Below are 26,762 nucleotides of genomic sequence, written 5' to 3'. Positions count from 1 at the left end.
TGATGATTAAAAGGCAACGTTTGCTTAAGGGATCTGATCCATGAATATTCTTATCATTACGGATTATTTTCCTCCGGATAAGATCGGAGGAGTAGGCGAAATTGCCAGAAACCTACAGAATTATTACCAGAAAAAAGGAAATGATACTTATGTATTGACCACTGGTAAAAAAAATCCCTCCGACGAATCTTCTAAAGTTTTTAGGACTTCGACCGGATTGATCAAAGGAATATTTTTAGGAAATTTCCGCGTTTTAGGTCTAATCAAAAAATATAATATAGATGTGATCAACCTGCATCAGGCGAGCACTACTCTTTTTTTATTCGCCAAACCTTTTTATCGTCTTCTTGGAAGAAAATTCCCCAAAGTAGTGAACTCATTCCAAGTGAATTATTTTTCCGAATTGAAAGAAGTAAGAAGTGTAAGCATCCAGGGCTACACTTTTCGTCCTCTTTTTAAAGAATATCTGGAAAAATTCGTTTTAGATCCGATGCATATCGTTTTGGATTTTATAGGTTATGTTTTTTCGGATATAATTACCGTGGTCAGCAGCGAAAATAGAAAAGAGTTTTATAATACTTTTTGCAAGGTATGGAAGAAGGAAATTCAGATCATTCCGAACGGAGTAAATCCGAACTTTGGCATTTTACCATTGGATTTTAAAGATGACGATCTGGAAAAACAGTTAAAGAGTAAATTAGTATTAACATATATCGGAGTATTTCGGGTTCGGAAGAGAGTATTCAATCTTCTATTCGCACTCAAAGAAGTAGTAAAAGAAAATAAAAATATAATACTCCTATTAATAGGCGGGGGAAGGAAATACGAAGATAAGGTCATAAATTTAATTAAAGAATTAGATCTTCAAAATAATGTAAAGTTTATCGGTCCTATTCCTAACCAACGAGTTCCTTATTACTTAAAACTTACGGATATTTTTTGCCTTCCGACTTCCTACGAAGGTATGCCAATTGCGATTTTAGAAGCAATGTCTTTGGGTAAGACGGTAGTGACTTCCAAAGTGTCCGGAATGGTGGACTTGATCGAGAACGGAAAAGACGGATTTTTGATCAAGGTAGACGATATAGAAGAAATAAAACGGATCATCTTAGAATTATCAGCTGATCCAATTAAAGTCGTGAATGCTGGCAAAGCCGCTCGCAAAAAAATAGAAAATCGTTATGATTGGGACATTGTCTCTTCCGAGTATCTGGAGGTATTTCGAGGATGAATATATTATATTTACCCGGGTACAGATATCCTGATTCCTTAAAAGAACCTCTTACTTGTGGGGACTTAAGATACAGTTTTAATTTATCCAGAGCCTTAGTCCGACTGGGTCATTCGGTAACAGTGATCAGCAGAAAAGAATCCGAAGATGGGGAATCTTCCGAGTTGGATGGCGTTCATATTTTCAGGTACAAGAGCGAATTACGCAAAATATTTTCTACAAGCTTCGATATTTCCATCAATCGATTTAAGCTTTTCAGGAAATTATACAAAGAAGCAGATCTTATTATATGTAATTCTCCGTTATCCCTAGAACTTTCCTTAAATATCAAGAAACCGATCGTATATATATGCAGCGGACTAGAAGATGTTAAAAATTATAGTTTTAGTTTAGGAGAGATCTTAGGCTATTTAGGCATTAAACTCCTAAGAGATCCCTGCAAAAAAAAGACTTGGAAAATTGCAAAGTATGTAGATACAACCGCAGAAAAAGAAGATAGTACATTATTAAAATGGGGAATTCCGGCGGCTAAGATCAAAACGATCGGTCCCTCTGTGGAATTAAGCAGGTATTTTCCCCAATCCGAAAATCTGAAAGATACATTCAGAAAGAAACTAGGGCTGTCTGATAAGCAAAAAGTGATCCTTTCCGTTTCCAGATTCACTCCAGCAAAAGGATTATTGGAAACTATCTCCGCATTCAAGATACTAAGTGATAAATTCTCAGATCTGGTCCTTGTGTTGATCGGAGTCAGGCATTCCCATAATTCCAGTTATTATGATAAAGTAATCAGTTTGATCCAAGATTCTGGTTTAAAGGATAAGGTAAAAATATTGGAGAATGTTCCGGAAGCAGAGTTACCTTCTTATTACTCCGTTGCGGACTTTGTAAGCGTTTTCTCTAAGGATTACGATCCATTGCCAACTACGATTATAGAAAGTATGGCATGTGGAGCAGTGGTTATTTCCACATATTATGAAACGAGAGAGCAAATGATCCGAGATAAATTTAACGGCATATATGTGCAGGAAAGAGACACAAAAGATTGGGCAGATAAGATTGAATGGCTGCTTCAAAATCCAAGTTTGCCCAAAGAAATAAGATCTCATGGAATCCAAGTGATCCAGGATCGGTTTGACAGCTTGAAGGTAGCTAAACAATATATGGATTTGATGAAATCTTGAAGAAGATTCTCTGATCTAAAAAAGTCATTTTTTATAATAAATATAATCGGAAAAATATGAGCGATTTACATAGACCTAAGAAAATTTTTACCTTTTTAATTTGGGGGGGTTGGTATGGTAGCCGTAATATTGGTGATTCAGCCATCCTCTTAGGGGTTAAAGAATTAATTAAAAAAGCAAATCCCCGGAAAGAATATTATATCCGAGCCTTAACTACGGATCCGGATTACACCGCCACTAAAGGTGTCACTCCGATGAAGGCTTTATTAAAAAAAGATATTATCAATCCGATCCGTTGGTTCCAGATCTTAAAAACTTTTTGGGATGTCGACTTCGTGATCATAAGTGGTGGGACTCCTATTTTCGACCATTCTCACTTAGTGAGGACCTTATATTTCTTTTTACCTGTGATCTTTAGAAAACCTTTCATCCTTTTCGGAGCAGGAGTAAAAAAGATCTATAATAAATACGGAAAATTCTACATACCTTTTGTACTGAATAAGGCAAAGTATAAGAGTGTAAGAGATAGCGGCTCCTTAGAGGAACTGAAAAAATTAGACGTTCAATCCGTGGAGTTTACCGCGGACTCCGCTTTCTTTGCACCTCCTGCAAATGAGAGTGAGTTGGAAGAAGTCTTAAACAGGAACGGTTTAAAACTAAAAGAGAAAAAGTTAATCGTTTCTCCAAGATTCTTATCTCAAGAACAAAAACGACTCTATCTAGAAGAAAAAATGAGCGACGATGTCATCGAAAGCACTCCTGTAAAATTGGCCAAAGCGATCGATTCAATTTCTTCAAAAGTGGATAAAGTTGTGTTTATGGCGATGCACTTTTACGGACCGGATAGCGATCTTCCTTTGATCAAAGAAGTTTTAGGAAAATGTAAATCTAAAAATATAGTATTTATCGACGAAGAGCTAAGGCCGGATGTAGCGATAGCGCTCTTTAAGAACTCATATCTATTATTAGGAATGAGACTACACGCAGTTTTACTTTCTTCTTCTATGGAAACTCCAGTGGTATCTATCGCTTACGAAAAGAAAGTAGTCGATCTTATGGAAAGATTGGAATTGAGCGAATACAATTTGGATCTTTTCAATTTTACCGAAAAAGAACTGATTGCCGTTCTGCAGAAAGCATTTACGAATAGGGCTAAAACCGCAAAACATTTACATGTTAGGATCAATCAGCTGAGGAGCTTGGTTTTGAAAAATTCAAAAACAGTTCTGAGTATAAATGGATAAAAAGAAAAGAAGTACGTATGTTTCGATCGTATTGTACTTACTCATATTATCCTTTTTAGCATTCTATTTTAGAAAAATAGAATGGTCCAAATTTTACGATATAGAATTTAATTGGTTTTATATTCTATTATCCGTTCCGATTAGTTTGTTCATCCGATTTATAAGCCCGCTTGCCTGGGTCTTTTTGATCAAATCCTTCGGACAAAAGATCAATTCGTATCTGCAATTGAATTATGTATACGCCAAGTCTTGGTTAGGCAGATACATTCCAGGTTCCGTGTTATGGATAGCGGGGAAGGTATACTTTGCTACAGAGCAAGGAATTAGCAAAAAAGTATTATTGTTAACTTCTTTTCTGGAGGCTGCGGTTCAGATTTTTACCGGAGCGGTCGTAGCAATTCTATTCATAGTTGCTTCTGATAGGCTTCCTTTTTTACAATCTCAGGTTCGTTATATCTTACTATTAATACTGATCGGATTTGCATTTTTTTTGTATCCGAGCGTTTTTAATTTTATATTTCGCAAAGCATATAAAATCGTAAAAAAGGAAGAGTTAGACGAAGGTATTCGTTTCCGATGGTCTACTCTTTTGCAAGTTGGTATTATATTTTCTCTTATACATGCGGTCAGTGGTATTCCGTTTTTCTTTATTCTAAAAACTGTATATCCCGCATTGGAATATGCAGAATTAGTCTATGTTTCTGGAGTTACGACCTTAGCAGGTGTAATAGGGATCGTAGTGATTTTTGTTCCGAGCGGGTTGGGAGTTAGAGACGGGATCCAGTTGGTATTATTATCTAAAATACTACCTGATGAGATTGTGATCGTTTCTGTAATACTTTTAAGATTGTGGTCTATCGTTCTGGATTTTGCCTTCTGGTCAATCAGTTACGTATTAAAAACTTATTTTGACAGCCCAAAAGTTAACTAAAACGCCTTTTCCGGTCTTTCTCCCACATAATTCCAATGTCCCATTTTCCGATCTTGTCTCGGCTCGGACTTGCCGTAAAGATGTAACGTGTATCTTTCGTCCGCAAGATATTTCGCCCAAAGAGTCGAATCGGGAAGATAGTCCTGGCCTAATATATTTTTCATGGAAGATGGATGAGAAGAAAGTTCTGAAGGAAGCGGAAGTCCCGTGAGACATCTGAGTTGGAGTTGGAACTGGGAGATATTCGCTCCGTTTTGCGAGAAATGACCTGAGTTATGCGGTCTTGGAGCAAATTCATTTAGGACGATCTTATCACCTTTGATAAAGAATTCCAGACCGAATACGCCTACATATCCGATTCCTTTTGCAAGGATTTTGGCGGATTCGACCATTTGTCTTTTGATCGAGTCCGTAAAATTTCCCGGATGGATAGTGGTGTCCAAGATATGATTTTTATGAATATTTTCGGAAGGTGAATAACATAGTGTATTTCCTTCTTGGTCCCTTGCTAAAATGACAGAACCTTCTTTGTCGAACTCGTACCATTCTTCTAAGATCAGATCGAGCGGTTCTTGTCCCAATGAACCGACCCATGCCCTGAATTCTTCTTTGGTTCTGAATTTTGTCTGTCCTTTTCCGTCGTATCCGAAAGAAGAAGTTTTTAGGACAGCGGGGAACTTGGATGTCTCTGCCGCTTTTTCAGCTTCCGCTTTATTTGTGATCGGATAAAAAGGTACAGTAGGAAGTCCTAATTTAGAAAATAATGTTTTTTCCCTGATCCTATGTTGTGCGATCCGGATACACTCCGGACTTGGAAAGACCGGGAGAGAGGATTTTCTGGAATATTCGGAGATGAAGTTCAATTCTCCTCCGGGTATATTCTCGAATTCGAATGTAAGTGCGTCGATGGACCTTAGAAATATTTGAAGTGATTCTTCGTCTTCGTATGGTGCAACAGTCTCATTAGCTCCCACTAAGGAGGCGGGACTATTTCGCTCCGGAGAATAAACGGATACCTGATAACCCATTCGGATCGCTTCTTGGGCGAACATTCTTCCAAGCTGCCCCGATCCCATCACTCCAAGCCTTGCGGGAGGAAGTAGATTTTTTTTCATATTAGGTCTTTGTTCTTGGACAATGCTTCTTCTTTGATATCGTTTCTGTATTGTTCCAATTTTTCGGATAAGTTTTCGTCTTGCAGGGATAGTATTCTTGCAGCTAGTAATCCTGCATTTTTCGCACCCGCAGTACCGATCGCAAGCGTTCCGACCGGAACTCCTCCCGGCATCTGCACTATGGATAATAAACTGTCTAATCCCGATAGTGCCTTACTTTGAACAGGCACTCCTAATACAGGCAGAGTTGTAAGAGACGCCACCATTCCTGGAAGATGGGCCGCACCACCGGCTCCCGCGATAATAATCTCGAATCCTTTGGATCTCGCGGTTTTGGAAAATTCGAATAATAGTTCTGGAGAACGATGTGCGGATACGATCTCGGTATGACTATCTATCCCGAATTGTTTCAGGATGGAGACCGCTTCTTTCATGGTTTCCCAATCGGAACTGCTTCCCATTATAACGGCAACTTTCGTTTTCACACTAGCAAATTCCTTTATGGTCGACTCCGAGGCAAGTCCGAAAACGTTTTAGAAACCGTTGATTCCTGAATTTAATTCTTCTACGGCTCTTTCTAATTTCATTCCTCGCGAGGCCTTCGCTAATAAATAAGAACCCTTGGGTACTTCTCTACGGATCGTATCCACTAAGTTTTTGAGTCCTTCTTCGTTTCCCGGAAAAGAAAAGGATAGAAGGCCGGACTTTGCTTTTTTCCGGAAACTCTTTAGCGCATGAGAAGATTCCGATCCGAATAAAAAGATTCCTTTGCAGTTTTTTAAACTTGCGGCAAAATTTCCGATCTCGGTATGGAACTTACGGGAATAATTTCCCACTTCTTTCATGTCTCCGAGTACTGCATAAAATCCTTCTTCTCCGGAAATTTGGGAGCAAGCCTCCAGAGAAGACAACATGGATTCTCTATTTGCATTATACGTATCGTTTAGAATTTTATAATTTCCTTCTTGGAAATCCAATCGTTTGTCGCCGGATCTGAAGTTTTGAATGCCGTTCTGGATCCAATCCGTAGGAGTTCCTAATTCCTCCAAAACCGAAACACATAATGCCAAGTTTTCCAGGAGTTTGATCCCTGGAAGGCTCCAATCCAAAGAATAATTTAGGAATGAGATCTTAAATCCTTCCCTAGTGGTTTCGACGATCTCTAACCTTCTTTTTAGAGGGATCGATTTGAATTTGATCCCGTAACGTAGGCATCTTCGCTTTAGAAAATTCTTATATTCTCCGGATTCAGGATAGAATAATACTCCATCTTTGTTCATCCCTTCCAGAATTTCCGATTTTGCTTTTGCGATCCCTTTTTTAGAACCTAATAATTCTATATGTGCGGTTCCGATCGTTGTGATAACTGAATAATCCGGCCTTGCCATTTTGGTTAACCTGGAAATTTCCCCGGCATGGTTCATTCCCATCTCGCAGACAACGTATCTGGTTTTAGGATTGATCCTAAATAATGTGAAAGGCACTCCGATCTCGTTATTATAGTTTTTTTCAGTGACTACCAAACCTTCTTCCAAAGGGGAAAGGCAAGAGGACAGGATCTCTTTCGTGGTTGTCTTTCCGCTGGAACCTGTGACTGCGATCAAGACGGGGTTGAATCTGGATCGATGAAATGAAGCCAGTTTTCCTAGAGCGAGTAATGTGTCCTTGACTTGGATCGCTTTCGATCTTTGTTCCTGGGTGAGAGTTTCTAAAATTGGATGGCCTTTCTCGCATAAAAAATAAGAGGTTCCTTTTTCCAAGGCATCTAAAATAAATACATGTCCGTCCCGATTTCCCCTCAAGGGTACGAATAAACTTCCCGGTTCCACCATTCCGGATACCGTGCTTATGCTTGTGATCTCCGATTCTTTTTGAAAGGAGAAGTCCGACGGGCATTGTAATATCCTTCTTACTGTTTCCGGATCGTATTGGAATGGGGCTTTCATGCGCCCAATATCTTCCCTCCTAAAATACTCGCAGTCTATTTTTAAAAATTCCTCTTGCAGAGTTCCGGTCCGGGTTATCAAGTATGCGGATGCGAAAAACCAAGGTTGTTTTAATCGGTTTGGGACGGATCGCTTCTTCCTTGGAAAAAGATCCATATCGGTCCAAACCTTGCACTCACTCCGGGGTCCTATTTTCTTCTTGGGGGAAAAAGAATTTTGAACTTGTGGGGGGAGTGGATCCGAATCCGGATAAAAGGGAGACGTTTCGCAAACAGTGGAAATTCCCCCGAGATCTGACCTTCTCCGATCCAGATCATTTTCCTTCTAATATAAAACCGGACCTTGCGATCATTTCAAGTCCTTCCGAATCTCATTATCGTAATGCGTTGGAATGGATCGAAAAAGGTATTAAAAATTTTCTGATCGAAAAACCGGTTTGTGAGACTTTCCTTCAGGCTAAGGATTTGGAGAAAATTTCGCGTAAAAAAGGGATCCGTATTTGGATCAATCATGAGAGAAGATACCATCCCAAATATCTATGGGCTAAGGAGGTTCTGGATTCCCGCAAGTACGGACCTATACGAACGATCCGCGCCTCGGTTTTGACTTCCGCCTTGTCTCCGGGTAGAGCCTTCCAAGGAAGGACAGGACCCTTATTCCATGACGGAACTCATGCAGTGGATTTGGTGTATTGGTTTTTGGGTAAACCGGATCGGATCCGATCTTCTTTAACTAGAAGAAAGGGAATTCCGATAGAAGATCGAGCGCTCGCGTTCTTGGAATATAAATCCGGCCCTGCCGTGTTTTTGGAGGCGGGGGGAATGAGAAAATATTTCCAATTCGAAATGGATATTATGACCGAGGAGGCCCGTATCCTTCTTTCCAATGACGGTATGAGACTTTTTGTTTCCAAACCTTCTAAGAAATACAAGGGATTTAATAGTTTGACGGAAGTCTCATTTCCCGAAAAATCATTCCTCGGATCGAACCCCTTTATGAACCTTTATGCGGAGATACACAAAGTTCTTACGGGAAAATCGAAAGGAATGACCGGGGACATCGGAGAAAATCTAGGCATCATGGAACTTTTACATAAGATCAAGACCGGCGCCGAGATCAGAACGGTTTCGGAAATCTAATCGTATGCAGGTAAGCCCCCAGTCCACAAATTCCAATCAATTACCTTCTTATTCCGCAAGAGGAAGATACTACAGAGGGAGTTTCTTTCTTTGGAAAAAAATATTCAGTCTATTCTGGTATTATAAATTCGTAAGATTATTTCTTTCATCCAAATCTAGAGAAGAAAGAGAATTAGAATTTTATAAATCATTGGGCTTAGAATGTAGGGACTTCTTCCTGAAGATGGGAGGAGTATACATAAAACTCGGTCAATATTTCGCGTCACTATCTCATTTATTCCCTGAAAGTTTTACCGATCCTTTGCAAGATTTGCAGGATCGTGTTCCCCCTCATCCTTTTGCGGAAATTAAGGAAAGATTCAAAAAAGAATTCGGAAAAGAGATTGCGGAAGTTTTTCCGGATATTTCGGAAGCACCTCTCGCTTCGGCATCCATTGCTCAGGTGCATTCCGCCACTTTTAAGGGAGAAAAAGTAGCGGTTAAAATTTTATATCCCGGCATCGAAGATATAATCGAAAAAGATCTAAAGGCCGTTCGTAAATTCCTAAAAAGGATCAACCGATTCCTGGTCCGATTCGATTTTAAGATCGTACATAAGGAAATTGCAAAGTTAGTCGGTAGAGAAACGGATCTTCGATTAGAAGCGGAGTCCATGGATCGTATGGCAAGATATTTTGCGGAAGAGCCGGATTACGTTTTTCCGAAACTCATCCCAGAATGGAGCGGTAAGAGTGTTTTGACCGCTCAATTTATTGAAGGGATCCGTATTACTCAGGCAGGCACTTTAAAAAAAGGACAAGCTAAGTCCAGACCGGTGGACCTATTGATCAGAGCTTATATTCTTATGATATTCGAATATAGGTTTTATCATGCGGATCCTCATCCGGGAAATATGATCTATACTCCGGATGAAAAACTTTGTTTTATAGATTTCGGAGCAGTGGGAGAAATTCCTCCCAGCCAGGCAATTGCACTTAGAAAGATTATACTATGCGCAATGACAAAGGACTATCCGGCACTCGTAGAGGCATTGGATGAGTTGGGACTCGTTTCCAAAAAAGCGGATAGGGATAAGGTAGAGGAAGTAGTCCGCTATTCCATGGAAAAACTGTCCAAGTTCCTATCTGATACGGACTCTTTTCAAAATATCAAGTTTGAGCAGATCCATACTCCTGAAGATCTGAAATTTCTAAAAGAGATCAATTCCAGTCTTCGCGGGCTTCTCCGAATGATCCAATTGCCGACCGCACTTGTTCCTTTGGAAAGAGTGCTCGGCCTTCTAGTCGGGATTACTGCAAGCCTGGATCCGTATCGTACTGTCTTGGATTATGGGGAAAAACCGTTTAAGGGCCTGGTCTTCCAAGGAGAGAACCAATGGCAGAAGGTATTGGTCCAGGAAGGCGGTATTTGGGGTCAGGCCGTTTCTCTGCCTGGGGAATTATTACAGGCGGTTAAAAATTTAAACCGAGGCAAGCAGGCCTATAAACTTCCGGATCTGGAACAACATACCAAGAAAATATACTCTTTAGGTCATCAGATCATCAGCACCGCATTTATACTTTTCGGTATCCATTATGGAACCGATCGATTGGATAAAGGGATCGAAACTCAAGCAATGGTGGCTTATGGAGTATCCGTTTTCTTCGGAATCCTCCTTGCTCTATCAGTTATCAAAAATAAATTCAGCACTAAAAGGAATCGTCAGTGAAATATTTCGAAAAGAAATTCTTAGAGGTATACCCGCCTATCTTCATCATCAGTGTGATTATTGGAACAGTTATAGATCTGGTTACCAAGTATATCGCGATCTTATACCTAAGACCTCATAACCCGATCGAATTGTTAGGGGATTTTTTCCGTTTAACCCTGACCTTCAATACGGGTTTTGTGATGGGTCTTTTCCAAGGATTTCCAAGGACTTCTCTGGCTTTGACTGCAGTCGCGATCTTAGTGCTGATCGCATATCGTTGGAAAAATTCGGACCTAGGCCATCCTGCCGGTTGGGCATTGGTAATGTCAGGAGCCTTCGGGAATTTTATCGATAAGTTTTTCGTAAAAATTATCGGGATCGGAGCCGAGTTCGGATTTGTAGAAAATCGTTATGAAGGAAGATTTATCGGAGTAGTGGACTTTTTAGACTTCGATTGGCCGAACTGGCTTTTGATCGATAGATGGCCCGCATTTAATTTTGCGGATTCCTGCGTGAGCGTGGGACTGGTGATCCTGATCCTTACCATGAAAATCGAAGAGGATAAGAAGTAGTTTTGAATTTTCTGCAACTCCCCATTTGGAAGAAAATAATAAAGAAGAAGGGAACCTCCAATCCGGAGATCATACGTTTCCTTCGAGAAACATCCGTATTCGGAAAATTGAAAAGAAGGACCTTGCACGAGATCGCAAGACTTGTCCACGTTAGGCAATATTCCGAAGGAGAGGAAATTTTCAGACAAGGGGAAGCCGGAGCAGGATTTTATATGATCTTTGACGGAAAAGTTGCCATTCGTTCCGTTAGGGACGGAGTGGAATTGGATTTGGCCCATTTGGATCAACATTCATTTTTTGGAGAACTTTCCTTATTTTCCGAAGAGAGAAGGACGGCAACCGCGATTGCCCAAGAGCCTTCCACTTTACTCGGGTTTTTCCAACCTGACTTGAAGGAAATTATAGAAACCAAACCTAAGATAGGTATAGAGATCTTATTGAGTCTAACCGGAGTTGTAGTAGAAAGGCTTCAAAAGACCAATCAGTTATTGGAAAAAGCATATTACAAGGGCAGACAAAAAAATGCCTGATCCTACGAAACCGCTCTCCACACATGTAATCCGATTTATATTTTTCTTTTTGGTCGGAGCGGCCATCGTATTTTTCGCTATAGGCCTTCAACTTCTGATTGTTCCTATCGCTCTTTCTTTAATTCTATTCTATATATTTAACGGCTCCATAAACTATTTCGAATCATTGGGAGTGCCAAGGATCTTCTCGGTAGCGATCCTGATCTTTTTAATCTGTCTTCCTATCTATTTAGTCGCTACCGAAGTAGCTCCACCCATTGTTTCCACTTTGCAGCCTATCATCAAGAATTGGAAACAAGACATGGACGAAGCCAAGTTCAAATATTTGGTAGTGGGTTTCCAGCTTAGGTTCAACGATTATCCGGCAAGCTGGGAAGATACGATCCGTCCCGACGAACTCGTAAAACAAGCTGCCGAGTTGATCCATGCTCAGGTTAGCGGGCTCGTTTCGGTGATCCCTACGTTGATCGGATACTTGGTTGTCACACCGTTGTTTGCATTTTTGTTTTTATTAAACGGGAACGGAGTTTACAAAAATATTGTAAGCTTGGTCCCGAATCGGTATTTCGAAATGACGTTGATGGTGACCGCAAAAATTAACGAACAGATCACCAATTATTTGAGGAGTTTGGTAATCCAAAGCGCGATCATCACTGCCGTGTCAATGATCGGATTTTATGCGATCGGTTTAAAATTCTTTTATATATTTGCTTTATTCGTAGGGATCGCAAACTCCATTCCGTATTTAGGGCCTATTATCGGTATGGTTCCTCCATTGTTCATGACCCTCACGCAAGGTGCAGGGATTTTTAATCCGAATTCGATCAACGACGGAATGGGAATGTACGAACTCATGTTTGCGATCTTTGTGGTCATCTTGATCGCGCAAGCAGTGGATAATTTTTTCGTTCAACCTGTTATCATTTCGGATGCAGTTTCCCTCCATCCTGTAATCGTAGTGGGAGCTGTCACAGTAGGAGGCAGTCTACTCGGAATCGCCGGAATGCTTGTAGCAGTTCCCCTGGCGGCAATCCTAAAAGTGACTATCGCTTCTCTTTACAGATCCATGAAAGATCATAAGCTGCTTTAGATAAGCGGCTTTCTTTCCCTTTTGTTATTCCGCACCGATTCCAAGATACACTCTGACTTTTTCGGATTCGTATTTTGCAATGGCATTATCATCCGGAAATAATTTAGAAAAAATGAATGCGGAGAGAAACGCCAAAGACATGGAAACGATCGCTGGATTTTTCAGCGGGAAGATCGCCTGGTCAAATTTAAAAACATCCACCCAGACCGTAGGACTGAATATTATAAACAAGGTCGCTGAAATAGAACCGATCAGAATGGAGAACACTCCTCCCAACGTGCTGAAATTTTTCCAAAGAATGGATAAGATTAGTGCAGGAAAATTTCCGCTGGCTGCGATCGCAAATGCCAGTCCGACCATAAATGCCACATTCTGATCCTTAAATAAGATCCCGATAAGAATGCTGGCAATACTGAATATTACCGTTGCCTTCTTAGCGACGGAAACCTGTTCTTTTTCGGTCGCTTTGCCTTCCGTGAATACATTGAAGTAAAGATCATGAGAAATGGTAGAAGCCGCAGCTAATGTCAGACCTGCTACCACTGCGAGAATTGTTGCGAATGCAACGGCGGCGATAAATCCTAAAAAAGGTGTGCCGCCTAATAATTCCGCTAAAAGTGCTGCCGCCATATTGCCGCCTTTATCTATTCCTGCGATCTGTTCCCTTCCTATGAGAACTGCAGCCGCAAAACCTACGATCGGAATGATGATGTAAAAGTATCCAATGAATGTGGTTGCATAAGCCACCGATTTTCTGGCTTCTTTTGCGTCCGGCACGGTATAAAACCTCATTAGAATATGAGGTAAACCTAATAGACCGAACATTAAAGCGAGTCCTAACGAAATAGAATCGATCGGACTGGCCGCAAATCCCCCCGGCTCTAAAGCGGATCTTCCGAATTTGCTCTCCACTGCAGAAAATAAATTCTCTAAGCTGAAACCGAATTGTGCCAAAGATAAGATCACGAGTAGAGTGACACCGAAAAGTAGAAGACAGGCTTTTATGATCTGCACCCAAGTAGTCGCGATCATTCCTCCGAAAAGAACGTAAAGAAGCATTACCCCGCCTACGATCAAAACCGCAAACTCGTAAGGAAGGCCGAACATTAGATTGATCAGTTTTCCGGAACCGACGATCTGAGCGATAGAGTAGGTGATCGTTACTAAGATCCCGCCGATGGAAGCGACGATCCGGATCGGTTTTTGTTTTAAACGGACGGCTAAAACATCGGCAAACGTATATTTTCCTAAATTACGTAAAGGTTCCGCTAAAAGGAACATGAGAGCCGGCCAACCGACCAGCCAACCAACCGCATAAATGAGCCCGTCATAACCTTTCAGGGCTACCATACCGGAAATTCCCAGAAAGGAAGCCGCAGACATAAAATCTCCGGAAAGGGCTAAACCGTTTTGAAGACCCGTAATGGATCTTCCTGCGGCATAAAACTCGCTGGAAGTTTTGGTTTTTTTTGCAGCCCAATAAGTAATTCCTAATGTAAGAATTACGAATAGTACGAAAAAAAGAACGGAGATGACATTCGGTTGTCCTAAGGAGGAACCCATTATTTATTCTCCGATTCTAATTTGGATTTTAATACTTCGACTTCTTGGTCGTAATATCGATTGGCCCAGAATACGTATAAGAATGTGAGGAGCCAAGAAAACAGGATTACTGAGGCTCCGGCATACAATCCATAGTTGCCGGTTCCTAGTTTGTTAGTGACCCATTCCTTTTTTAAGGAGATGATCAGTATAAATCCGTAATAATTCAGGAATAGGAAAAACAATAAAACGAAACTAACTGTCCATCTATCTCGAACTAATTTTTTGAACTCGATGGATTCGATCAATTGATGAGCTTTTATCTTCATAGTGAAGTCCTTGGAACGGCGGAGAGAATAGGATTTTGCCTCTCGTTGGCAAGGAGAAAAAGCCTTTTAGAAATAAATCTGATCCGACTCTTTGTTAAAAAGTCGGCTATCGATAGATCGGGTTAAAATAGACCGTTAATTCCGTTTATGTTAACGGTTTTGATGATCTCTTTTTCCTGTTCCGTCTCTGCTACTTTCCAAGTGACACCTGTTGGCGTGGCAAGAAGACTTCTTCCTATCCTCTTTTTGCCGAATGGAATGCCATAACCGGAACTGCGGACCAAGAATATTCCGTATTGTGAGGAAAGATCCGCATAATTTTTCAGATCCTGAGAATAATTTGTACCGTTATCCGAAACAGAGTCCAAATGGAATGCCAAATTGATCCTATCCGACTTTAATTTTTCCAGTTTGGACTTATCTTGGATCTCTTTGCCTGCGAAGATCCCGAAACGAAATCCGCCCAAGATCAAAGAGTCCTCTCCGGAGCCTGGGATCGCAGGAGAATCTTCGGAGGATAAACCTTTTACGTCGTACCAATCCACTAATACTATGTTCTGTACGATCGGAATGGAGAATCTTAACTGCCCTTCGTCGTCTCTTCGGAACATTCCTCCGCCGAAGATGGCGCCTTTATAAACTTCCGAGACCGCATAGATCTCATCTAGGAAAGTTTTTGCACGAGAAGCCAATGATTCCGGAGAACCGTTTCCTCCCCCCGGAAAATATAACGGTAGAATGAGGAAATCCGATTTCTCCTTAGAAAGTTTGGATCTTTGCTCTGGAGAGATCGGTTGGGATAGATCCTTTTGGAAAAGGGTTATTTTTACTGAGGTCACTCTTTACCTGCGATTTACATTTAATCGGAAAGTATGGATGGGTCCACACCGAAACTATCGTCTTCTCCGCCGGACTCGGCCCCAGGGCTTAAAATTTCAGCTTCCGGAGCAGCGTTTGTGGTCTTGATGCCGAATTCTTTTTCCATCTCTTCCGCGGAAAGTTCAGGAACTCCACCGAAAAGATCTCCGTTTTCTAAACGTTCGGCAAACGCCAGAGCATAACAATAAGATTCCATAATACATTGTTTTATGGGTTTCTTATTCAATCTCTTTTTGGATTCCATGAGATCGAAAGTCATTAAACTTTCCATATTGGTTACGATCTCTTTTTTGCCTTTCATATCCGCTATCAATTTGGATAGAAGTTCCGCACCCTTCTGAAAAAAGTCCTTTGCGGTGACTCTTACGTTACGCGACTGTTGGCTTCTTTTAGTCTCCAAGGCGGAAGTTTTTTTGGAAGCTTCGATATAATTTGCACCCGGATTTTTGAGATGGTTTTCCAGTTCCTTATAATATTGATCGTAGATCCTGAATTGTTCGTGGATCCCTCTTGTGGTTTCGTAAAGATCGATCAATTTTTCACGGTAATCCATTTTGGATCCGCCCACAATCGTGGGTTTTAGATCTATCTTTTTGGTCGTCATTACGAAGGAATATTCATCGTCGAACTCCTTGAAAAATAACCAGGTCAAGAAGGCTTTGTCTCCGGCGGGAATTACATCGTGTTCTCCTCTGGAATCATGACGTTTTCTTAATTGATCCAAGGACAAGGATCTCATGAGTTTTAGACCATATTTTAGCTCTTTACTTAAGCCTTCTTCCGGATCTATCGGCTTTTCTTCCGGAGTTTCTTCGGTATCTTCTTCTTCCGGTTGGGCTCCGCCGGAAATTTCGTCTAACTCTTCTCCTTGTTTTCTTTGGCCGAGTTTTTCTTCCGGAAGGATTCCCAGGACATTCTCCATGTATGTGCTCAATAGCGGGATGTTTTTGTTCTCACTTCTTAGGATTGCAAGATAGAGTTTATCAAAAATAGTCCCGTACAGAACGTCGAATTCCTGAAGGGCCCTTTTTCGTTTCGTATTGTAAACCGTAGCGGGTTTACCTTCCAGTTTTTCAAGAGCTTGGTAGCCCAAGGTCACGGCTTTTACGTAAGAACCTTGGAAAGGATACATATAATACAGTTTTTTGAATATAGAATATAGAGGTTGTCTCACTCTAGTGATCGATAATGGAAGATCGGGAGCTGCGTTATGCCCTTCTAAAAGTTGGTTCAACTCGTTGCTATCATAAACTTTGTGCATTCTACCCAAAAGTTCTATGTATAGGGGATTTTGCCCGTCCAGTTCCTTTGCGATCTTGGAAGCGTAAGCCGGGTTTCCTAAAAGATCGTTACCGACAAAGTTCATTTCCAGAAGAGCTTTTTTTCCCGCGATATTTAGCTCGGACATAAAAGCGGGGAGCAGGTCGCTGGAAGAAAATGACGTAACGCGAGAGATCCAGCATTTGAATCGGACCGCCATACGATTGAAAAAATTTCCCATCTCATCTTCTAACGCCTTACGATCCATGATCGGGTTCGGCTTAGAAGGTGCAGGTTTTGCAGGCGGTTTTCCTGATTTAGAAGATTGGTTCTGTTTCGGGTCTCTTCCCCCGGCTTGGCTTCTTGCACCTTGGCGGATTTGGGGTTGCTCTTTCTGTTTGCGAAGAGCTTCTTCCCGTTTTTTATCCTTATCAGAGACAACTTTTCCCCCGGCGGACTGAAACTTGTCGAACATTTCCCGCCTGGCTTTATCATCTAGGTTATTGGCACCGATAGTTTTTCTGGTTTTATCGAATTCGGACATGGACTGGATTCCTTGGAAACCGCTCTGATTGTATCTTGGCTTTCAGGCGAAATAAATCAACAAAGATACTTATTTCTTGACATACTCCGAATTCCTGGGCCTGTTATTTTCCCATGATTCTTAAAAGTCTCGCCCGAGAAAATCACCTGGTACTTTCGGTCCAGGAGGATATCTTGATGGATAATTCCCGGGACTTTTACCTCGAGTTTGAGGAGAGCGTTCGGGAGGGATATCCCCCTGTGGTTAGTTTCCATTTAGGTCTCGTAAAGTTTATCGACTCTTCCGGAATAGGCATTATAATCAAAGTCCGAAATCAGATCCGGGACCATAGGGGAACAGTGAATATATTCGGACTAAATAAGTCCCTACATTCCGTTTTTAGGCTTTCCGGTCTAGACAGAATTGTAAATCTGTACACCATCGAAGAATTTCTGGAGAAATACCCCGACTTTCGGGAATTTCTGACGATAGAATGAACCGGAAAGTCTTCTAAAAAGTTCCAACAAATAGATGAATCAATTCGGCAAGAGTCCTGTAATGAATTTTTCACTTTTAGATCCTATAAAGGGAAAAGCTCTCCGTTCTTCCCTGATCCTTTTTTTAGCCTTCAGTTTTTCCGGATGTTATCCTTATTTTTTCAAGGACCGAATGTTCCGCTCTGAGGGGATGGGATTTTTTACCATAAGTATTTCCGATCTACCCGATTTTGATAAAACTTCCAAGAATGAAGATATTAAATTGGAACATCCTATCCAATTGGATCAGGCCAAAATTAAGGACTACTTTGGAAATTTACGATATTCTAAACGATCATCCGTAGGTTATTTTTCGGATTTCGTTTTTTCAGATCATGAGCTTGATCTGTTGGCAAGAGACCTTCCTTATACCCTAAAAAATCTTCCGGAAGACAAACTTCTTCTGATCATCTCCAAATATGATGACACACAATCCGTTATCTCTTTCGACGAGGTTACCAGTTGTGTTCTTTGGGCGAGAGAAGGTAAGATCAATCTTCTATTCGGTCGAATCAAGCGAGAGCTTGTGGATCGGGACGCTGCCTTGGATTTTAGCCGTTGGACCCGGATCGAGAAGATTAGGCTGGCTCATGGCTTTGATGGGACTGAGATTGCAGAAGGCGAGAATGTGGACTTCGGTCAAATAGACGGACTTCCATTGCGCAAATGGGTGGTTTTCGATCTAAAAAATCCGAGCAAATACAAATTTACTCCCAGAAAACAATATCAGCCGGTCAAACTTACCGACGAAAACGATAGGCCTTAAATTAAGGCCTTAGACGGCTGCCGCACAACGTTTACAAAGTCCGTTCTGTCTTTCTTCCGCAGGATGTCTCCAACAACGAGGGCATTCTTCTTCCTTCGGTTTTAGTACTCTAACCGAGAAATGTTCGTCCGAGTATTCCGACAATAGTTCTCTGTCCGATTTTTCAAAACCTACTTGAGAAACGGTGAAGATCAGCTCCAAAGTTTCTAAAGAGAAATCTTTTTGGAGTTTATTCTCCGCTTTAGGAGAAATTTCGACTGCGGCTTCCAGGGATTTTCCTAATTTTCCTGCCTGTCTTGCTAACTCCAAGGACTTATGCACCGTTTCTCTTGCTGCCAATACTTCTTCGAATTTGGTCTCAAGTTCCTTGTTTCTTAAAGAAGAAAGATCCGGGAATTCTTCCGTAAAGATGGATTCTTTTTTGCCGTTCTCTTTCCAAACTTCTTCCGTGGTAAAACTTAAGATAGGAGCGGAGAATATACAAAGAGTTTCTAATACGATTTGAAGTGCCGTACAGGAAGATCTTCTGGTTTTGGAATCTCTACGATCGCAGTACATTCTATCACGGATCATTTCGAAATAATCTTGGGAAAGTGTTACCGTACAGAATAAAAGAAGTTTTTGATATACTTGGTGAAACTGGTAATTCTCGTAATGGTTTTTGAGTTCTTCCGAGAGTTGTGCCAGTTTAGAGAGATAATATTTGTCCACTTCTTCCAGATCGGAAACGCCGAGGTTTTGGTCCGAAGAATGCCCCGCCAAATTTCCTAATAGATATCTGAATGTGTTTCGGATCTTTCTGTAATTATCGGCGATGATCTTGAGTCCATCTTTTCCGACTCTTACATCGTCTCTGAAATCCTGAGAGCTGACCCAAAGTCTGAGTATATCCGCTCCGTATACGTTGATGATATCCGTAGTTGGATCTATTCCATTGCCCAAAGATTTGGACATGGCCCTTCCTTGCTCGTCCAAAACATATCCGTGAGTGAGAACGGATTTGTAAGGTGGAATTCCGCGTAATGCCATGGAAGGCCAAAGGCTGGATTGGAACCAACCTCTATGTTGGTCGGAACCTTCTAAATAAAGATCCGCCGGAGGTTCCTGGCCTCTTTCTTTTAGGACTGCAAAGTTGGAAACTCCGGAATCGAACCAAACATCTAAGATATCTTTTCCTTTTCTAAAGGAAGAAGATCCACATTTGGAACATTTTGTTCCGGGAGGAAGGAGCGAATCCGCAGGTTCGCTATACCAGATCTCGATCCCTTTGGTTCTTACAAGATCGGTGAAGAACTTTACGGATTTTGCATCTAAATGGGTTTCATTACAATTTTCGCAAGTGAATGCCGGGATTGGGACTCCCCAGTTTCTTTGTCTGGAAAGACACCAGTCAGGTCTAGTTTCTACCATGGAGCGGATCCTGGTAATTCCCCAGTTCGGGACCCAGCTTACTTTATCGATCGCCTCTAGGGATTTCTCTCTTAGCTCTTTATAATCTATTTGGAAAAACCATTGTGGAGTTGCACGGAAGATCAGGGGCTTTTTACTTCTCCAGCTATGAGGGTAACTGTGTTCGAATTCGGAATAATGAAGAAGTAGATTTTTTTCTTTCAGCAATTCCACGATCTTAGGATTTGCATCCCAGACTTTGATCCCTTTCATCATCGGGAATTCGTCAGTATATCTACCGTAATCGTCTACAGGAGAATAAGGTTCTAAACCTGCAGCCAATCCGATCTTATAGTCGTCCTGCCCATGACCAGGTGCCGTATGAACGGCTCCGGTTCCTGCATCCAGAGTCACATGTTCTCCGAAAAGAGGAATGGAATCTTGATCTAAGAAAGGATGACGGAATACCATTTTAGAAAGATCTTCCTTGGAGACCGGCTCTTTTTTGGTGAGTTGGACTTCCGCGGCTTTTTCTACCGCCTCTTTTAATCCGTCTGCGATGAGTAATTCTTCTCCGTTAGGAGTTGCGTAGAAGGAGTATGCGAACTTAGGATTAAAGCTGATCGCCAAGTTTGCAGGAAGGGTCCAAGGAGTAGTGGTCCAGATCAGACAGAATTTTCCGGATTGTCCTTTGATCGGGAATTTAACATAGATGGAAGGAGATTTATGAGGGTAGTATTCTATCTCCGCTTCCGCATGAGCGGTCGCTAGTTCGATACACCAATAAACAGGTTTTTTGCCGCGATATACATAACCTTTTTCGAATAGATCTCCGAATACTTCTACGATCTTTGCCTCGAAATCGGGGCTCATGGTTTTGTAGATCTTACCTTCTTCCCAAAAACATAAGAAACGGGAAAGGTCCTGTCCTTGTTTTTGAACGTATTGTTCCGCATATTCTCTACAAAGTTTTCTTAATTCTTCCGGGCCGATCTCTCTCGCCTTTTTGCCCAGGTTTTTGAGGACTTGCACTTCGATCGGAAGTCCATGGCAATCCCAACCCGGGATCATATCCGTTTGGTAACCTGCGAAAAATTTGGACTTAACGATCATGTCCTTTAGGATCTTGTTGAGTGCATGCCCTGTGTGAAAATTCCCGTTTGCATAAGGAGGTCCGTCATGAAGAATGAACTCCGGACGCCCCTTTCTTTTTTCCTGCATTTTGCGAAGGATTTTTTCCGACTGCCAGGTTTTGATCTGGTCAGGCTCTCTAGTGGAAAGTCCGGCCTTCATCGGAAAATCCGTTTGAGGTAGTATTACGGTATTTGAATATGGATTCTTTTTATCTTCTTCTTTCATCGGATTAAAATTCTATCTTCACTTTAGGGAGAAGTTTTCTTGCGGATTCTATTTGAGACGGTTTTAACCCTGTCTCTTTTAAGATCAGCAGTCTTAATTTAGGATGGCTAGCCAAAAATCCCAAGTTTTTAGGGAATGATCCGATTTTTCTGTTCCTTGCCAGATCCAAAACTTCTAGTTTTGGAAATCCCATTAAGATATCTATATCGGATTCCTTGAATTCGATCTTATTCGAATCTAAATAGATGGCTTCGACGGAAGTTCCGGTCAGTTCTGCTGGAATTCCCTCGAAATCGTTATTTCCCGCGAAAAAAAATCTGAGTTTGGAAAGTTTAGAAACGGACCCGGGTAGCTTTTCTATATCGTTCCCATATATATTTAAATGTTCTAAATTACTCCAGTCCCCGGCATTTTCCGGTAGAGAAGTAAGTTCGTTCATTCTCAGGTCCAACCATTTCAGGTTAGGGAAAAGGAATAGGGAAGGAGGAACCGTTCCAAGTTTGCCTAACCCCAGATCTAATTTTTCTACCGAGGTTGGGTTTTTTGCCGCTTCGTTTAAAATTTCGGAAGCGGAACGCCTGCAATCGGAAATGATGAACGCAGCGCAAAGAATTAAATAAGCGATGCCGACTTTCTGAATGGTTCTCATCTGAATATTTCCTCTAAGCCGGATTCATATACCGATTTAAGTTCGTTTGAAGTGATGGAGATCCCATATCCTTCTACCTGGAGTTTTGGGTCGGGTTCTACGGTTCCGATGGAATGGAAATCCAAACCCTTGGAGGCGACTAATGATTTGATACTTTCCTCTTTTCCTTTTTCGTAACCGATCAATACGGAACTTGCACTTTCGCCGAAGAGTGTCAGATCTTTCCTGCTTTGTTTGATTGCACTTAAGTCCGCTTTGATCCCGAGGTCGGAGAGTATTACGATTTTGGCAAGTGCGACACCGATCCCTCCTAAGGAAAGATCCTTGGCAAAGGAAAGATCTGCGTTCTTTCTCAAAGAGACTAAAACCTCTAATAAGGATTTTTCGTAGGCAAGATCGAATTTAGGGATTTGTCCTTCGACTTTGCCTAAAAAAGTTTTCTGGTATTCGCTTCCGCCCAGGCTCGGTTTAAATTTACCGATTAACGCTAAAGAGAGTCCCGCTTTTTTAGGAGCACCCCAGACCGCTTCTTTTTGTTTGTCCAGGATACCTACCATACCTATGGTCGGAGTAGGAAAAATCGGCCCTTCGGGCGATTCATTATAGAAGGAGACATTTCCTCCTGTGACGGGGAGCCCTAAAAATCTACAAGCGTCTCCCATCCCTCGGACACATTCGGAAAACATATAATAGTTTTCCGGAATATATGGATTTGCAAAATTTAGGTTATTAGTCACTCCGAGAGGTTCCGCCCCTGTGACTGCTACGTTTCTTGCGGCTTCGCAAACTGCAAGGGCCGCTCCCCAATACGGGTCCAAATAGGTAAATCTGGAATTACAATCGGTTGCGGTCGCCAACGCCATATCGGTATCAGGGATAGCGGATAATCCCCCGTCGGCTCCAGGCCCGATCAATTTTACCAGACCAACTTCCGTATCGTATTGTTCGATGATCGGTTTTCGGGAGGATATATTCCAAGAATTTAATAGTTTTAGCAGCTTTTTACCCGCTTCGTTCTCTTGCAGATCGGGAGTGGAATCCGGAGTCCATGTAGAGACTTGGTCCAAATATGTAGGACGTTTTGTCTCTCTGACGTATCTAGGTGCGCCTCCGCCTAAGACTAAAGTGTCCGCAGGGATTTTGGCTTTTAGTTTTCCGTCTTTATACACTTCTAATAGACCTGTGTCCGTGACTTCTCCGATCTGGACCGCGTTTAGATTCCATTTTTTGAATATAGCGATCAGTTCTTCTTCTTTCCCTTTTTGTGGGATTACCAACATTCTTTCTTGGCTTTCGGAAAGCATTGCCTCGTAAGCGTTCATTCCGGTTTCACGGAAAGGGACTAGGTCCAGATCGATTTTCATTCCGGATTTTCCTTTTGCGCTCATCTCGGAAGTTGCGCAAGAAATTCCGGCAGCACCCATGTCTTGGATACCGACCAAAAGTTTTTTCTGGATGGCTTCGAGAGACGCTTCCATCAGTAGTTTTTCCATGAATGGATCTCCTACTTGCACGGCGGAACGTTTCGACTCGGACTCTTTGGTTAAGTCCTTAGAAGCAAAGGATGCACCGTGGATACCGTCTCTTCCTGTGGTAGAGCCTACGATGAATACTGCGTTCCCCACCATTCCTCCGGTAGTTGCGCTTGCCATTTGGTCGTGCCTGACGATCCCAACGGTCATCGCGTTCACCAAAGGGTTCTTGGAAAAACATTCGTCTATGAATAGTTCTCCTCCTGAGACTGCGATCCCTAATGAGTTACCGTAATCTCCGATCCCTTTGACTGCTCTGGATAATAAATACTTATTTCTGGGTTCGTCCGGGTTACCGAACCTAAGAGAGTTTAAGGATACGATGGGTCTTGCTCCCATGGTGAAAATATCTCTCATGATTCCGCCCACTCCCGTGGCTGCACCTTGGTACGGTTCCACTGCGGTAGGGTGATTATGACTTTCGATTTTAAAAACGACAGCTAAACCTTGGCCGATGTCCATGGCTCCGGCATTCTCCTCTCCCGCTTGAGCCAAAAGTTTGTCTGACTTTGTAGGAAGAGTTTTTAATTGGAGGATAGAATTTTTATAAGAGCAATGCTCCGACCACATTGCGGAGAAAATTCCGAGTTCTGTGGAGTTAGGGATTCTGCCTAGGATTTCCTGGATTTTGCTAAATTCTTCTGAGGTAAGACCGTGTTCGAGAGCGTCTTGGAGGGAGACGGATTCTTTTTCCATTACGGGACCAGTTTTTCGGACTTGGCCCCCACTGAAAACTATTTTAGGGCTGAAATCACTTTCTTAGGGTTCAGATATTGTAGTAGTTCCTACGGTAATACAAAAGAGGTCTTTTGGAGTCATCGGATACGGCGAATAAGACTCTTCCGATCACTATGGTATGATCTCCTCCATCCACTTGTTTTTCCAGTTCACATTCTAACCTGGCCAAAGTTCCGTTTAGGAAAGGCGCGCCATTATGCCCTAAATCACAGGCTAATTTTTGGATCAGTTCGTGTTTGTCGATTTTTCCGGAAGCGAACTGGTTGGAATATTCCTGTTGGTCGGAAGCTAGAATGTTAACTGTGAAAAGGCCTGATGCAAGCAAAGGATCGTGACTTGTTATATTCTTTTGGAGATTGAAAAGTATTAAAGGTGGATCTAAAGAAAGTGAACTAAAACTGCTGACTGTAAGTCCTCCGGCTCTAGTCGTGTCGGAAAAAGTCACCACGGTGACGCCGGATGCAAAATGAGAGAGTGAATTTTTGAATTCGTCCGCGCTGAAAGACATAGTAAGTAAATAGTATTAGAAGCGTATTTGTAAAGTGGGAATTCTGAAAAAAAAATTAGGTTTTCCTGACCGAAACCGACCTCAAGTGTAATAGAATAATGTTGGAGGATGTATGAGCATACAAGGAATTCAAGGATTGTCGGATGCGGAGATACGTTCAGAGGTGCAAAAGGGCGGAAAGTTCGTGTATTATCTTTATACGTTTTCCATTTTGATTATGACATTTAAAAATCCTTCTAAGGTATATTTCATTCGTGCGAGGGAAAATTCCGTTTTAAAAGGATTAGGATTCACCATCGTGACTCTGTTCTTTGGCTGGTGGGGATTTCCTTGGGGACCGATCTATAGTATTCAATCCTTGTTTACGAATTTAAGCGGCGGAAAGGATATTACTCCCGAAGTTTTGAGTTCCTTCGGGCCGGAACAAAAAATAGATACGGATCGTTTTTAAATCTTTTAGGCCTTTTTAATATCGGCCCATGGTCTTTCCTTTTCTAACTGACCGGCCAATCTGAAAAGAAGATCTTCTCTTCCTCTTTTGGAAGTGAATAACATTCCGATCGGTAGACCGAGAGTCGTTTTTGAAAGTGGAACCGACATGGAAGGTTGTCCTGTTAGATTTGCCAGCTGGGTGAATGGAGTCCTAGAAAGATTTTTTTCCACTAGTTGATCCACCATGCCGCTGGCTAAAAGTAATTTACCTGTTCCTATTCTACCTATGATCTGCATCGCAATTTCTTCATATAGTTTGGGTGCAAGTTCTCCGATCTTAGCGGGAGGTTCTGCGGTGGTCGGGGTGAGATACAGATCATAATTTTCTAAGAAAGATTCCGAGATGTAAGCCGCCTCATCCCAATATCGGATTGCAGATACGAATTCTCCGGCCGAAACCGATCTTCCTAAAAGTCCTAGGATCCAAGTGGTGGATTCCACATCTCCCATTCTGGCTTTTCTTCCTAAAACCTTGTCTAAATGAGAGATCTCTGAGGCAACTTCTCCGAAATACATCGTAACATACGCTTTTGCTAAACGTTTTCCATCGATCAAAGGGGAACTTTCCTCTAATTTATGCCCCAATGATTTTAGGAGTTTCACGGTGTCGTGTAACGCGTCTATATGATCTTGATTGACCGGAGTTCCGATGGGAGAAACGAAAGAATAAGCGATTTTTAATTTACCCGGAGATTTTTTGGCTTCGGAAAGATAGGAAGTTTTGTTTTTCTCCATCGAAAAAGCTTCTTCTATCCCGACACCGGAGACTAGATCCAAAACGGCTGCGCTATCTCTGACCGATTTAGTAAGTACATGATCTTGGGAAGCTCCTTGCCAGACTCTTCCATACGGGCGGACTGGAACTCTTCCTCTTGTCGGTTTTAAGCCGAATAATCCGCAATAGGCGGCAGGGATCCGGATCGATCCTCCTCCGTCCGAACCTGTCGCGATTGTTGTCATGCCGGAAGCGACTGCTGCTCCTGCTCCCCCACTGGAACCTCCTGGAGTTCTTTCCGGATCCCATGGATTTCTGGTCGGTCCATAAAACTTAGGCTCCGTAATTCCCATTAAGGCGAACTCGGGAACATTCGTAGTACCTATAAAAAGAAATCCTGCCTTTCTAAGCCTTGAGACAAAAACGCTATCATCGGAGGCTATATAATTCTTATACGCCTTAGAGCCTGAAGTGATCTTTTGTCCCTTCACATGATGCAGTAGATCTTTGATCAGGAGTGGAATTCCGTAAAAAGGTCCTTTAGGTATTTTGCCGGACCTTAACTCTTCTCTTGCTTTGTCGATTGTGTTCAAAACAACGGCGTTCAGCTCAGGATTGAATCTTTCTATTTTTGCTTCAGAAAAATCTAATAATTCCTTGGGTTGGATCTTCTTTTTTCGGATCAGATCGGTAAGCCCGATGGTATCATAAGAATCGAATTGGAATTTTACATTGCTCATACTTTTCCGCCAAAAGGGTTTTAGGACCCGGTCGAAGTGGCAAATCCAGGGCAGAATCCCGGGAACCATTTACCGAATAAAAAGCTCTAAGGGAGAGAGGCATACTGTTTGGCCCACTTGGGTCAAGGATATT

General features: G+C 41.9%; 24 protein-coding genes. 12 read left to right on the top strand and 12 right to left on the bottom strand.

The features are described 5' to 3' along the window. Positions 1 to 40 precede the first annotated feature (40 nt). From LEP1GSC192_RS05495 to LEP1GSC192_RS05480, 4 genes are read left to right on the top strand one after another with little or no spacing between them, the layout of a single operon-like run. Complete coding sequence (locus tag LEP1GSC192_RS05495; RefSeq protein ID WP_020768767.1) at positions 41 to 1,231, top strand: glycosyltransferase family 4 protein; 1,191 nt, start codon at positions 41 to 43, stop codon at positions 1,229 to 1,231. Next, positions 1,228 to 2,415: a glycosyltransferase family 4 protein gene (locus LEP1GSC192_RS05490; protein ID WP_020768943.1), complete on the top strand. Its 1,188-nt coding sequence runs from the start codon at positions 1,228 to 1,230 to the stop codon at positions 2,413 to 2,415. The genes LEP1GSC192_RS05495 and LEP1GSC192_RS05490 overlap by 4 nt, the downstream gene beginning before the upstream one ends. Positions 2,416 to 2,471: 56 nt before the next feature. Continuing rightward, positions 2,472 to 3,659, top strand: a complete 1,188-nt coding sequence (locus LEP1GSC192_RS05485; RefSeq protein ID WP_020768876.1) for a polysaccharide pyruvyl transferase family protein — start codon at positions 2,472 to 2,474, stop codon at positions 3,657 to 3,659. Further along, on the top strand, positions 3,652 to 4,590 hold the full coding sequence (locus tag LEP1GSC192_RS05480) for a lysylphosphatidylglycerol synthase domain-containing protein (RefSeq protein ID WP_020768905.1): 939 nt from the start codon (positions 3,652 to 3,654) through the stop codon (positions 4,588 to 4,590). The genes LEP1GSC192_RS05485 and LEP1GSC192_RS05480 overlap by 8 nt, the downstream gene beginning before the upstream one ends. On the opposite strand, the gene LEP1GSC192_RS05475 is transcribed toward LEP1GSC192_RS05480, so the two are convergent. The 3 genes from LEP1GSC192_RS05475 to murF are packed head-to-tail and all read right to left on the bottom strand — an operon-like array spanning position 4,587 to position 7,651. Beyond that, positions 4,587 to 5,705, bottom strand: coding sequence for a 5-(carboxyamino)imidazole ribonucleotide synthase (locus tag LEP1GSC192_RS05475; RefSeq protein ID WP_020768795.1), 1,119 nt, complete (start codon positions 5,703 to 5,705; stop codon positions 4,587 to 4,589). The two genes, LEP1GSC192_RS05480 and LEP1GSC192_RS05475, sit on opposite strands and share 4 nt — an antisense overlap. Beyond that, entirely contained in the window at positions 5,702 to 6,190 is a 489-nt protein-coding gene (purE, locus tag LEP1GSC192_RS05470; protein ID WP_020768763.1) for a 5-(carboxyamino)imidazole ribonucleotide mutase, read from the bottom strand. Before purE ends, LEP1GSC192_RS05475 begins: the two co-directional genes overlap by 4 nt. 48 nt (positions 6,191 to 6,238) lie before the next feature. Beyond that, positions 6,239 to 7,651, bottom strand: a complete 1,413-nt coding sequence (gene murF, locus LEP1GSC192_RS05465; protein ID WP_020768863.1) for a UDP-N-acetylmuramoyl-tripeptide--D-alanyl-D-alanine ligase — start codon at positions 7,649 to 7,651, stop codon at positions 6,239 to 6,241. 89 nt (positions 7,652 to 7,740) lie between these two features. Between murF and LEP1GSC192_RS05460 the strand changes: the two genes are divergently transcribed. Genes LEP1GSC192_RS05460 through LEP1GSC192_RS05440 form a run of 5 tightly spaced genes read left to right on the top strand, consistent with a single transcriptional unit; the run spans position 7,741 to position 12,672 of the window. Further along, on the top strand, positions 7,741 to 8,790 hold the full coding sequence (locus tag LEP1GSC192_RS05460) for a Gfo/Idh/MocA family protein (RefSeq protein WP_020768948.1): 1,050 nt from the start codon (positions 7,741 to 7,743) through the stop codon (positions 8,788 to 8,790). 4 nt (positions 8,791 to 8,794) lie between these two features. Further along, positions 8,795 to 10,498: an AarF/ABC1/UbiB kinase family protein gene (locus LEP1GSC192_RS05455; RefSeq protein ID WP_020768822.1), complete on the top strand. Its 1,704-nt coding sequence runs from the start codon at positions 8,795 to 8,797 to the stop codon at positions 10,496 to 10,498. Continuing rightward, entirely contained in the window at positions 10,495 to 11,052 is a 558-nt protein-coding gene (locus tag LEP1GSC192_RS05450; RefSeq protein WP_020768772.1) for a lipoprotein signal peptidase, read from the top strand. The genes LEP1GSC192_RS05455 and LEP1GSC192_RS05450 overlap by 4 nt, the downstream gene beginning before the upstream one ends. 2 nt (positions 11,053 to 11,054) lie before the next feature. Continuing rightward, complete coding sequence (locus tag LEP1GSC192_RS05445) at positions 11,055 to 11,582, top strand: cyclic nucleotide-binding domain-containing protein (RefSeq protein ID WP_020768888.1); 528 nt, start codon at positions 11,055 to 11,057, stop codon at positions 11,580 to 11,582. Then, complete coding sequence (locus LEP1GSC192_RS05440; protein WP_020768882.1) at positions 11,575 to 12,672, top strand: AI-2E family transporter; 1,098 nt, start codon at positions 11,575 to 11,577, stop codon at positions 12,670 to 12,672. The genes LEP1GSC192_RS05445 and LEP1GSC192_RS05440 overlap by 8 nt, the downstream gene beginning before the upstream one ends. A 24-nt stretch (positions 12,673 to 12,696) precedes the next feature. On the opposite strand, the gene LEP1GSC192_RS05435 is transcribed toward LEP1GSC192_RS05440, so the two are convergent. The 4 genes from LEP1GSC192_RS05435 to LEP1GSC192_RS05420 all read right to left on the bottom strand — a co-directional run bounded on the left by LEP1GSC192_RS05435 (position 12,697) and on the right by LEP1GSC192_RS05420 (position 17,226). Next, complete coding sequence (locus tag LEP1GSC192_RS05435) at positions 12,697 to 14,235, bottom strand: sodium/solute symporter (protein WP_020768762.1); 1,539 nt, start codon at positions 14,233 to 14,235, stop codon at positions 12,697 to 12,699. Then, on the bottom strand, positions 14,235 to 14,543 hold the full coding sequence (locus LEP1GSC192_RS05430) for a DUF485 domain-containing protein (RefSeq protein ID WP_020768833.1): 309 nt from the start codon (positions 14,541 to 14,543) through the stop codon (positions 14,235 to 14,237). Before LEP1GSC192_RS05430 ends, LEP1GSC192_RS05435 begins: the two co-directional genes overlap by 1 nt. A 122-nt stretch (positions 14,544 to 14,665) precedes the next feature. After that, positions 14,666 to 15,382, bottom strand: coding sequence for a hypothetical protein (locus tag LEP1GSC192_RS05425; RefSeq protein ID WP_020768935.1), 717 nt, complete (start codon positions 15,380 to 15,382; stop codon positions 14,666 to 14,668). Positions 15,383 to 15,402: 20 nt separating this feature from the next. Continuing rightward, positions 15,403 to 17,226: a hypothetical protein gene (locus LEP1GSC192_RS05420; protein WP_020768964.1), complete on the bottom strand. Its 1,824-nt coding sequence runs from the start codon at positions 17,224 to 17,226 to the stop codon at positions 15,403 to 15,405. Positions 17,227 to 17,339: 113 nt separating this feature from the next. Here LEP1GSC192_RS05420 and LEP1GSC192_RS05415 point away from each other — a divergent pair, with 113 nt between their 5' ends. Together LEP1GSC192_RS05415 and LEP1GSC192_RS05410 are read left to right on the top strand one after the other, a co-directional pair. Continuing rightward, positions 17,340 to 17,702: an STAS domain-containing protein gene (locus tag LEP1GSC192_RS05415; RefSeq protein ID WP_036089120.1), complete on the top strand. Its 363-nt coding sequence runs from the start codon at positions 17,340 to 17,342 to the stop codon at positions 17,700 to 17,702. Between the two features lie 61 nt (positions 17,703 to 17,763). After that, positions 17,764 to 18,507 (top strand): hypothetical protein, encoded by a 744-nt coding sequence (locus tag LEP1GSC192_RS05410; RefSeq protein ID WP_020768972.1) that lies wholly within the window; start codon positions 17,764 to 17,766, stop codon positions 18,505 to 18,507. Between the two features lie 9 nt (positions 18,508 to 18,516). Here the strand turns inward: LEP1GSC192_RS05410 and ileS are convergent, their stop codons facing one another. The 4 genes from ileS to LEP1GSC192_RS05390 all read right to left on the bottom strand — a co-directional run bounded on the left by ileS (position 18,517) and on the right by LEP1GSC192_RS05390 (position 24,682). Next, on the bottom strand, positions 18,517 to 21,255 hold the full coding sequence (gene ileS, locus LEP1GSC192_RS05405; RefSeq protein WP_020768967.1) for an isoleucine--tRNA ligase: 2,739 nt from the start codon (positions 21,253 to 21,255) through the stop codon (positions 18,517 to 18,519). 4 nt (positions 21,256 to 21,259) lie between these two features. Beyond that, positions 21,260 to 21,904 (bottom strand): leucine-rich repeat domain-containing protein, encoded by a 645-nt coding sequence (locus LEP1GSC192_RS05400; protein ID WP_020768928.1) that lies wholly within the window; start codon positions 21,902 to 21,904, stop codon positions 21,260 to 21,262. Further along, on the bottom strand, positions 21,901 to 24,132 hold the full coding sequence (gene purL, locus LEP1GSC192_RS05395) for a phosphoribosylformylglycinamidine synthase subunit PurL (protein WP_020768750.1): 2,232 nt from the start codon (positions 24,130 to 24,132) through the stop codon (positions 21,901 to 21,903). Before purL ends, LEP1GSC192_RS05400 begins: the two co-directional genes overlap by 4 nt. 70 nt (positions 24,133 to 24,202) lie before the next feature. Beyond that, entirely contained in the window at positions 24,203 to 24,682 is a 480-nt protein-coding gene (locus LEP1GSC192_RS05390; RefSeq protein ID WP_020768910.1) for a flavin reductase family protein, read from the bottom strand. 112 nt (positions 24,683 to 24,794) lie between these two features. Here LEP1GSC192_RS05390 and LEP1GSC192_RS05385 point away from each other — a divergent pair, with 112 nt between their 5' ends. Continuing rightward, positions 24,795 to 25,133, top strand: a complete 339-nt coding sequence (locus LEP1GSC192_RS05385) for a hypothetical protein (protein ID WP_036089118.1) — start codon at positions 24,795 to 24,797, stop codon at positions 25,131 to 25,133. A gap of 5 nt (positions 25,134 to 25,138) precedes the next feature. Here the strand turns inward: LEP1GSC192_RS05385 and LEP1GSC192_RS05380 are convergent, their stop codons facing one another. Continuing rightward, positions 25,139 to 26,629, bottom strand: coding sequence for an amidase (locus LEP1GSC192_RS05380; RefSeq protein ID WP_020768883.1), 1,491 nt, complete (start codon positions 26,627 to 26,629; stop codon positions 25,139 to 25,141). Positions 26,630 to 26,762 lie beyond the last annotated feature (133 nt).

The sequence above is a fragment of the Leptospira sp. B5-022 genome (genome assembly GCF_000347035.1).
Taxonomy (GTDB): domain Bacteria; phylum Spirochaetota; class Leptospiria; order Leptospirales; family Leptospiraceae; genus Leptospira_B; species Leptospira_B cinconiae.
Note: the sequence above shows the minus strand (reverse complement) of the source record. Positions and strands in the feature narration are given on the sequence as shown.

Excerpts from the sequence above, each read along its gene's own strand:
- LEP1GSC192_RS05495 (WP_020768767.1), top strand. The coding sequence starts at position 41 with ATGAATATTCTTATCATTACGGATTATTTTCCTCCGGATAAGATCGGA.
- LEP1GSC192_RS05490 (WP_020768943.1), top strand. The coding sequence starts at position 1,228 with ATGAATATATTATATTTACCCGGGTACAGATATCCTGATTCCTTAAAA.
- LEP1GSC192_RS05485 (WP_020768876.1), top strand. The coding sequence starts at position 2,472 with ATGAGCGATTTACATAGACCTAAGAAAATTTTTACCTTTTTAATTTGG.
- LEP1GSC192_RS05480 (WP_020768905.1), top strand. The coding sequence starts at position 3,652 with ATGGATAAAAAGAAAAGAAGTACGTATGTTTCGATCGTATTGTACTTA.
- LEP1GSC192_RS05475 (WP_020768795.1), bottom strand. The coding sequence starts at position 5,705 with ATGAAAAAAAATCTACTTCCTCCCGCAAGGCTTGGAGTGATGGGATCG.
- murF (WP_020768863.1), bottom strand. The coding sequence starts at position 7,651 with ATGAAAGCCCCATTCCAATACGATCCGGAAACAGTAAGAAGGATATTA.
- LEP1GSC192_RS05460 (WP_020768948.1), top strand. The coding sequence starts at position 7,741 with ATGCGAAAAACCAAGGTTGTTTTAATCGGTTTGGGACGGATCGCTTCT.
- LEP1GSC192_RS05455 (WP_020768822.1), top strand. The coding sequence starts at position 8,795 with ATGCAGGTAAGCCCCCAGTCCACAAATTCCAATCAATTACCTTCTTAT.
- LEP1GSC192_RS05440 (WP_020768882.1), top strand. The coding sequence starts at position 11,575 with ATGCCTGATCCTACGAAACCGCTCTCCACACATGTAATCCGATTTATA.
- LEP1GSC192_RS05435 (WP_020768762.1), bottom strand. The coding sequence starts at position 14,235 with ATGGGTTCCTCCTTAGGACAACCGAATGTCATCTCCGTTCTTTTTTTC.
- LEP1GSC192_RS05430 (WP_020768833.1), bottom strand. The coding sequence starts at position 14,543 with ATGAAGATAAAAGCTCATCAATTGATCGAATCCATCGAGTTCAAAAAA.
- LEP1GSC192_RS05420 (WP_020768964.1), bottom strand. The coding sequence starts at position 17,226 with ATGTCCGAATTCGATAAAACCAGAAAAACTATCGGTGCCAATAACCTA.
- LEP1GSC192_RS05415 (WP_036089120.1), top strand. The coding sequence starts at position 17,340 with ATGATTCTTAAAAGTCTCGCCCGAGAAAATCACCTGGTACTTTCGGTC.
- LEP1GSC192_RS05410 (WP_020768972.1), top strand. The coding sequence starts at position 17,764 with ATGAATTTTTCACTTTTAGATCCTATAAAGGGAAAAGCTCTCCGTTCT.
- ileS (WP_020768967.1), bottom strand. The coding sequence starts at position 21,255 with ATGAAAGAAGAAGATAAAAAGAATCCATATTCAAATACCGTAATACTA.
- LEP1GSC192_RS05400 (WP_020768928.1), bottom strand. The coding sequence starts at position 21,904 with ATGAGAACCATTCAGAAAGTCGGCATCGCTTATTTAATTCTTTGCGCT.
- purL (WP_020768750.1), bottom strand. The coding sequence starts at position 24,132 with ATGGAAAAAGAATCCGTCTCCCTCCAAGACGCTCTCGAACACGGTCTT.
- LEP1GSC192_RS05390 (WP_020768910.1), bottom strand. The coding sequence starts at position 24,682 with ATGTCTTTCAGCGCGGACGAATTCAAAAATTCACTCTCTCATTTTGCA.
- LEP1GSC192_RS05385 (WP_036089118.1), top strand. The coding sequence starts at position 24,795 with ATGAGCATACAAGGAATTCAAGGATTGTCGGATGCGGAGATACGTTCA.
- LEP1GSC192_RS05380 (WP_020768883.1), bottom strand. The coding sequence starts at position 26,629 with ATGAGCAATGTAAAATTCCAATTCGATTCTTATGATACCATCGGGCTT.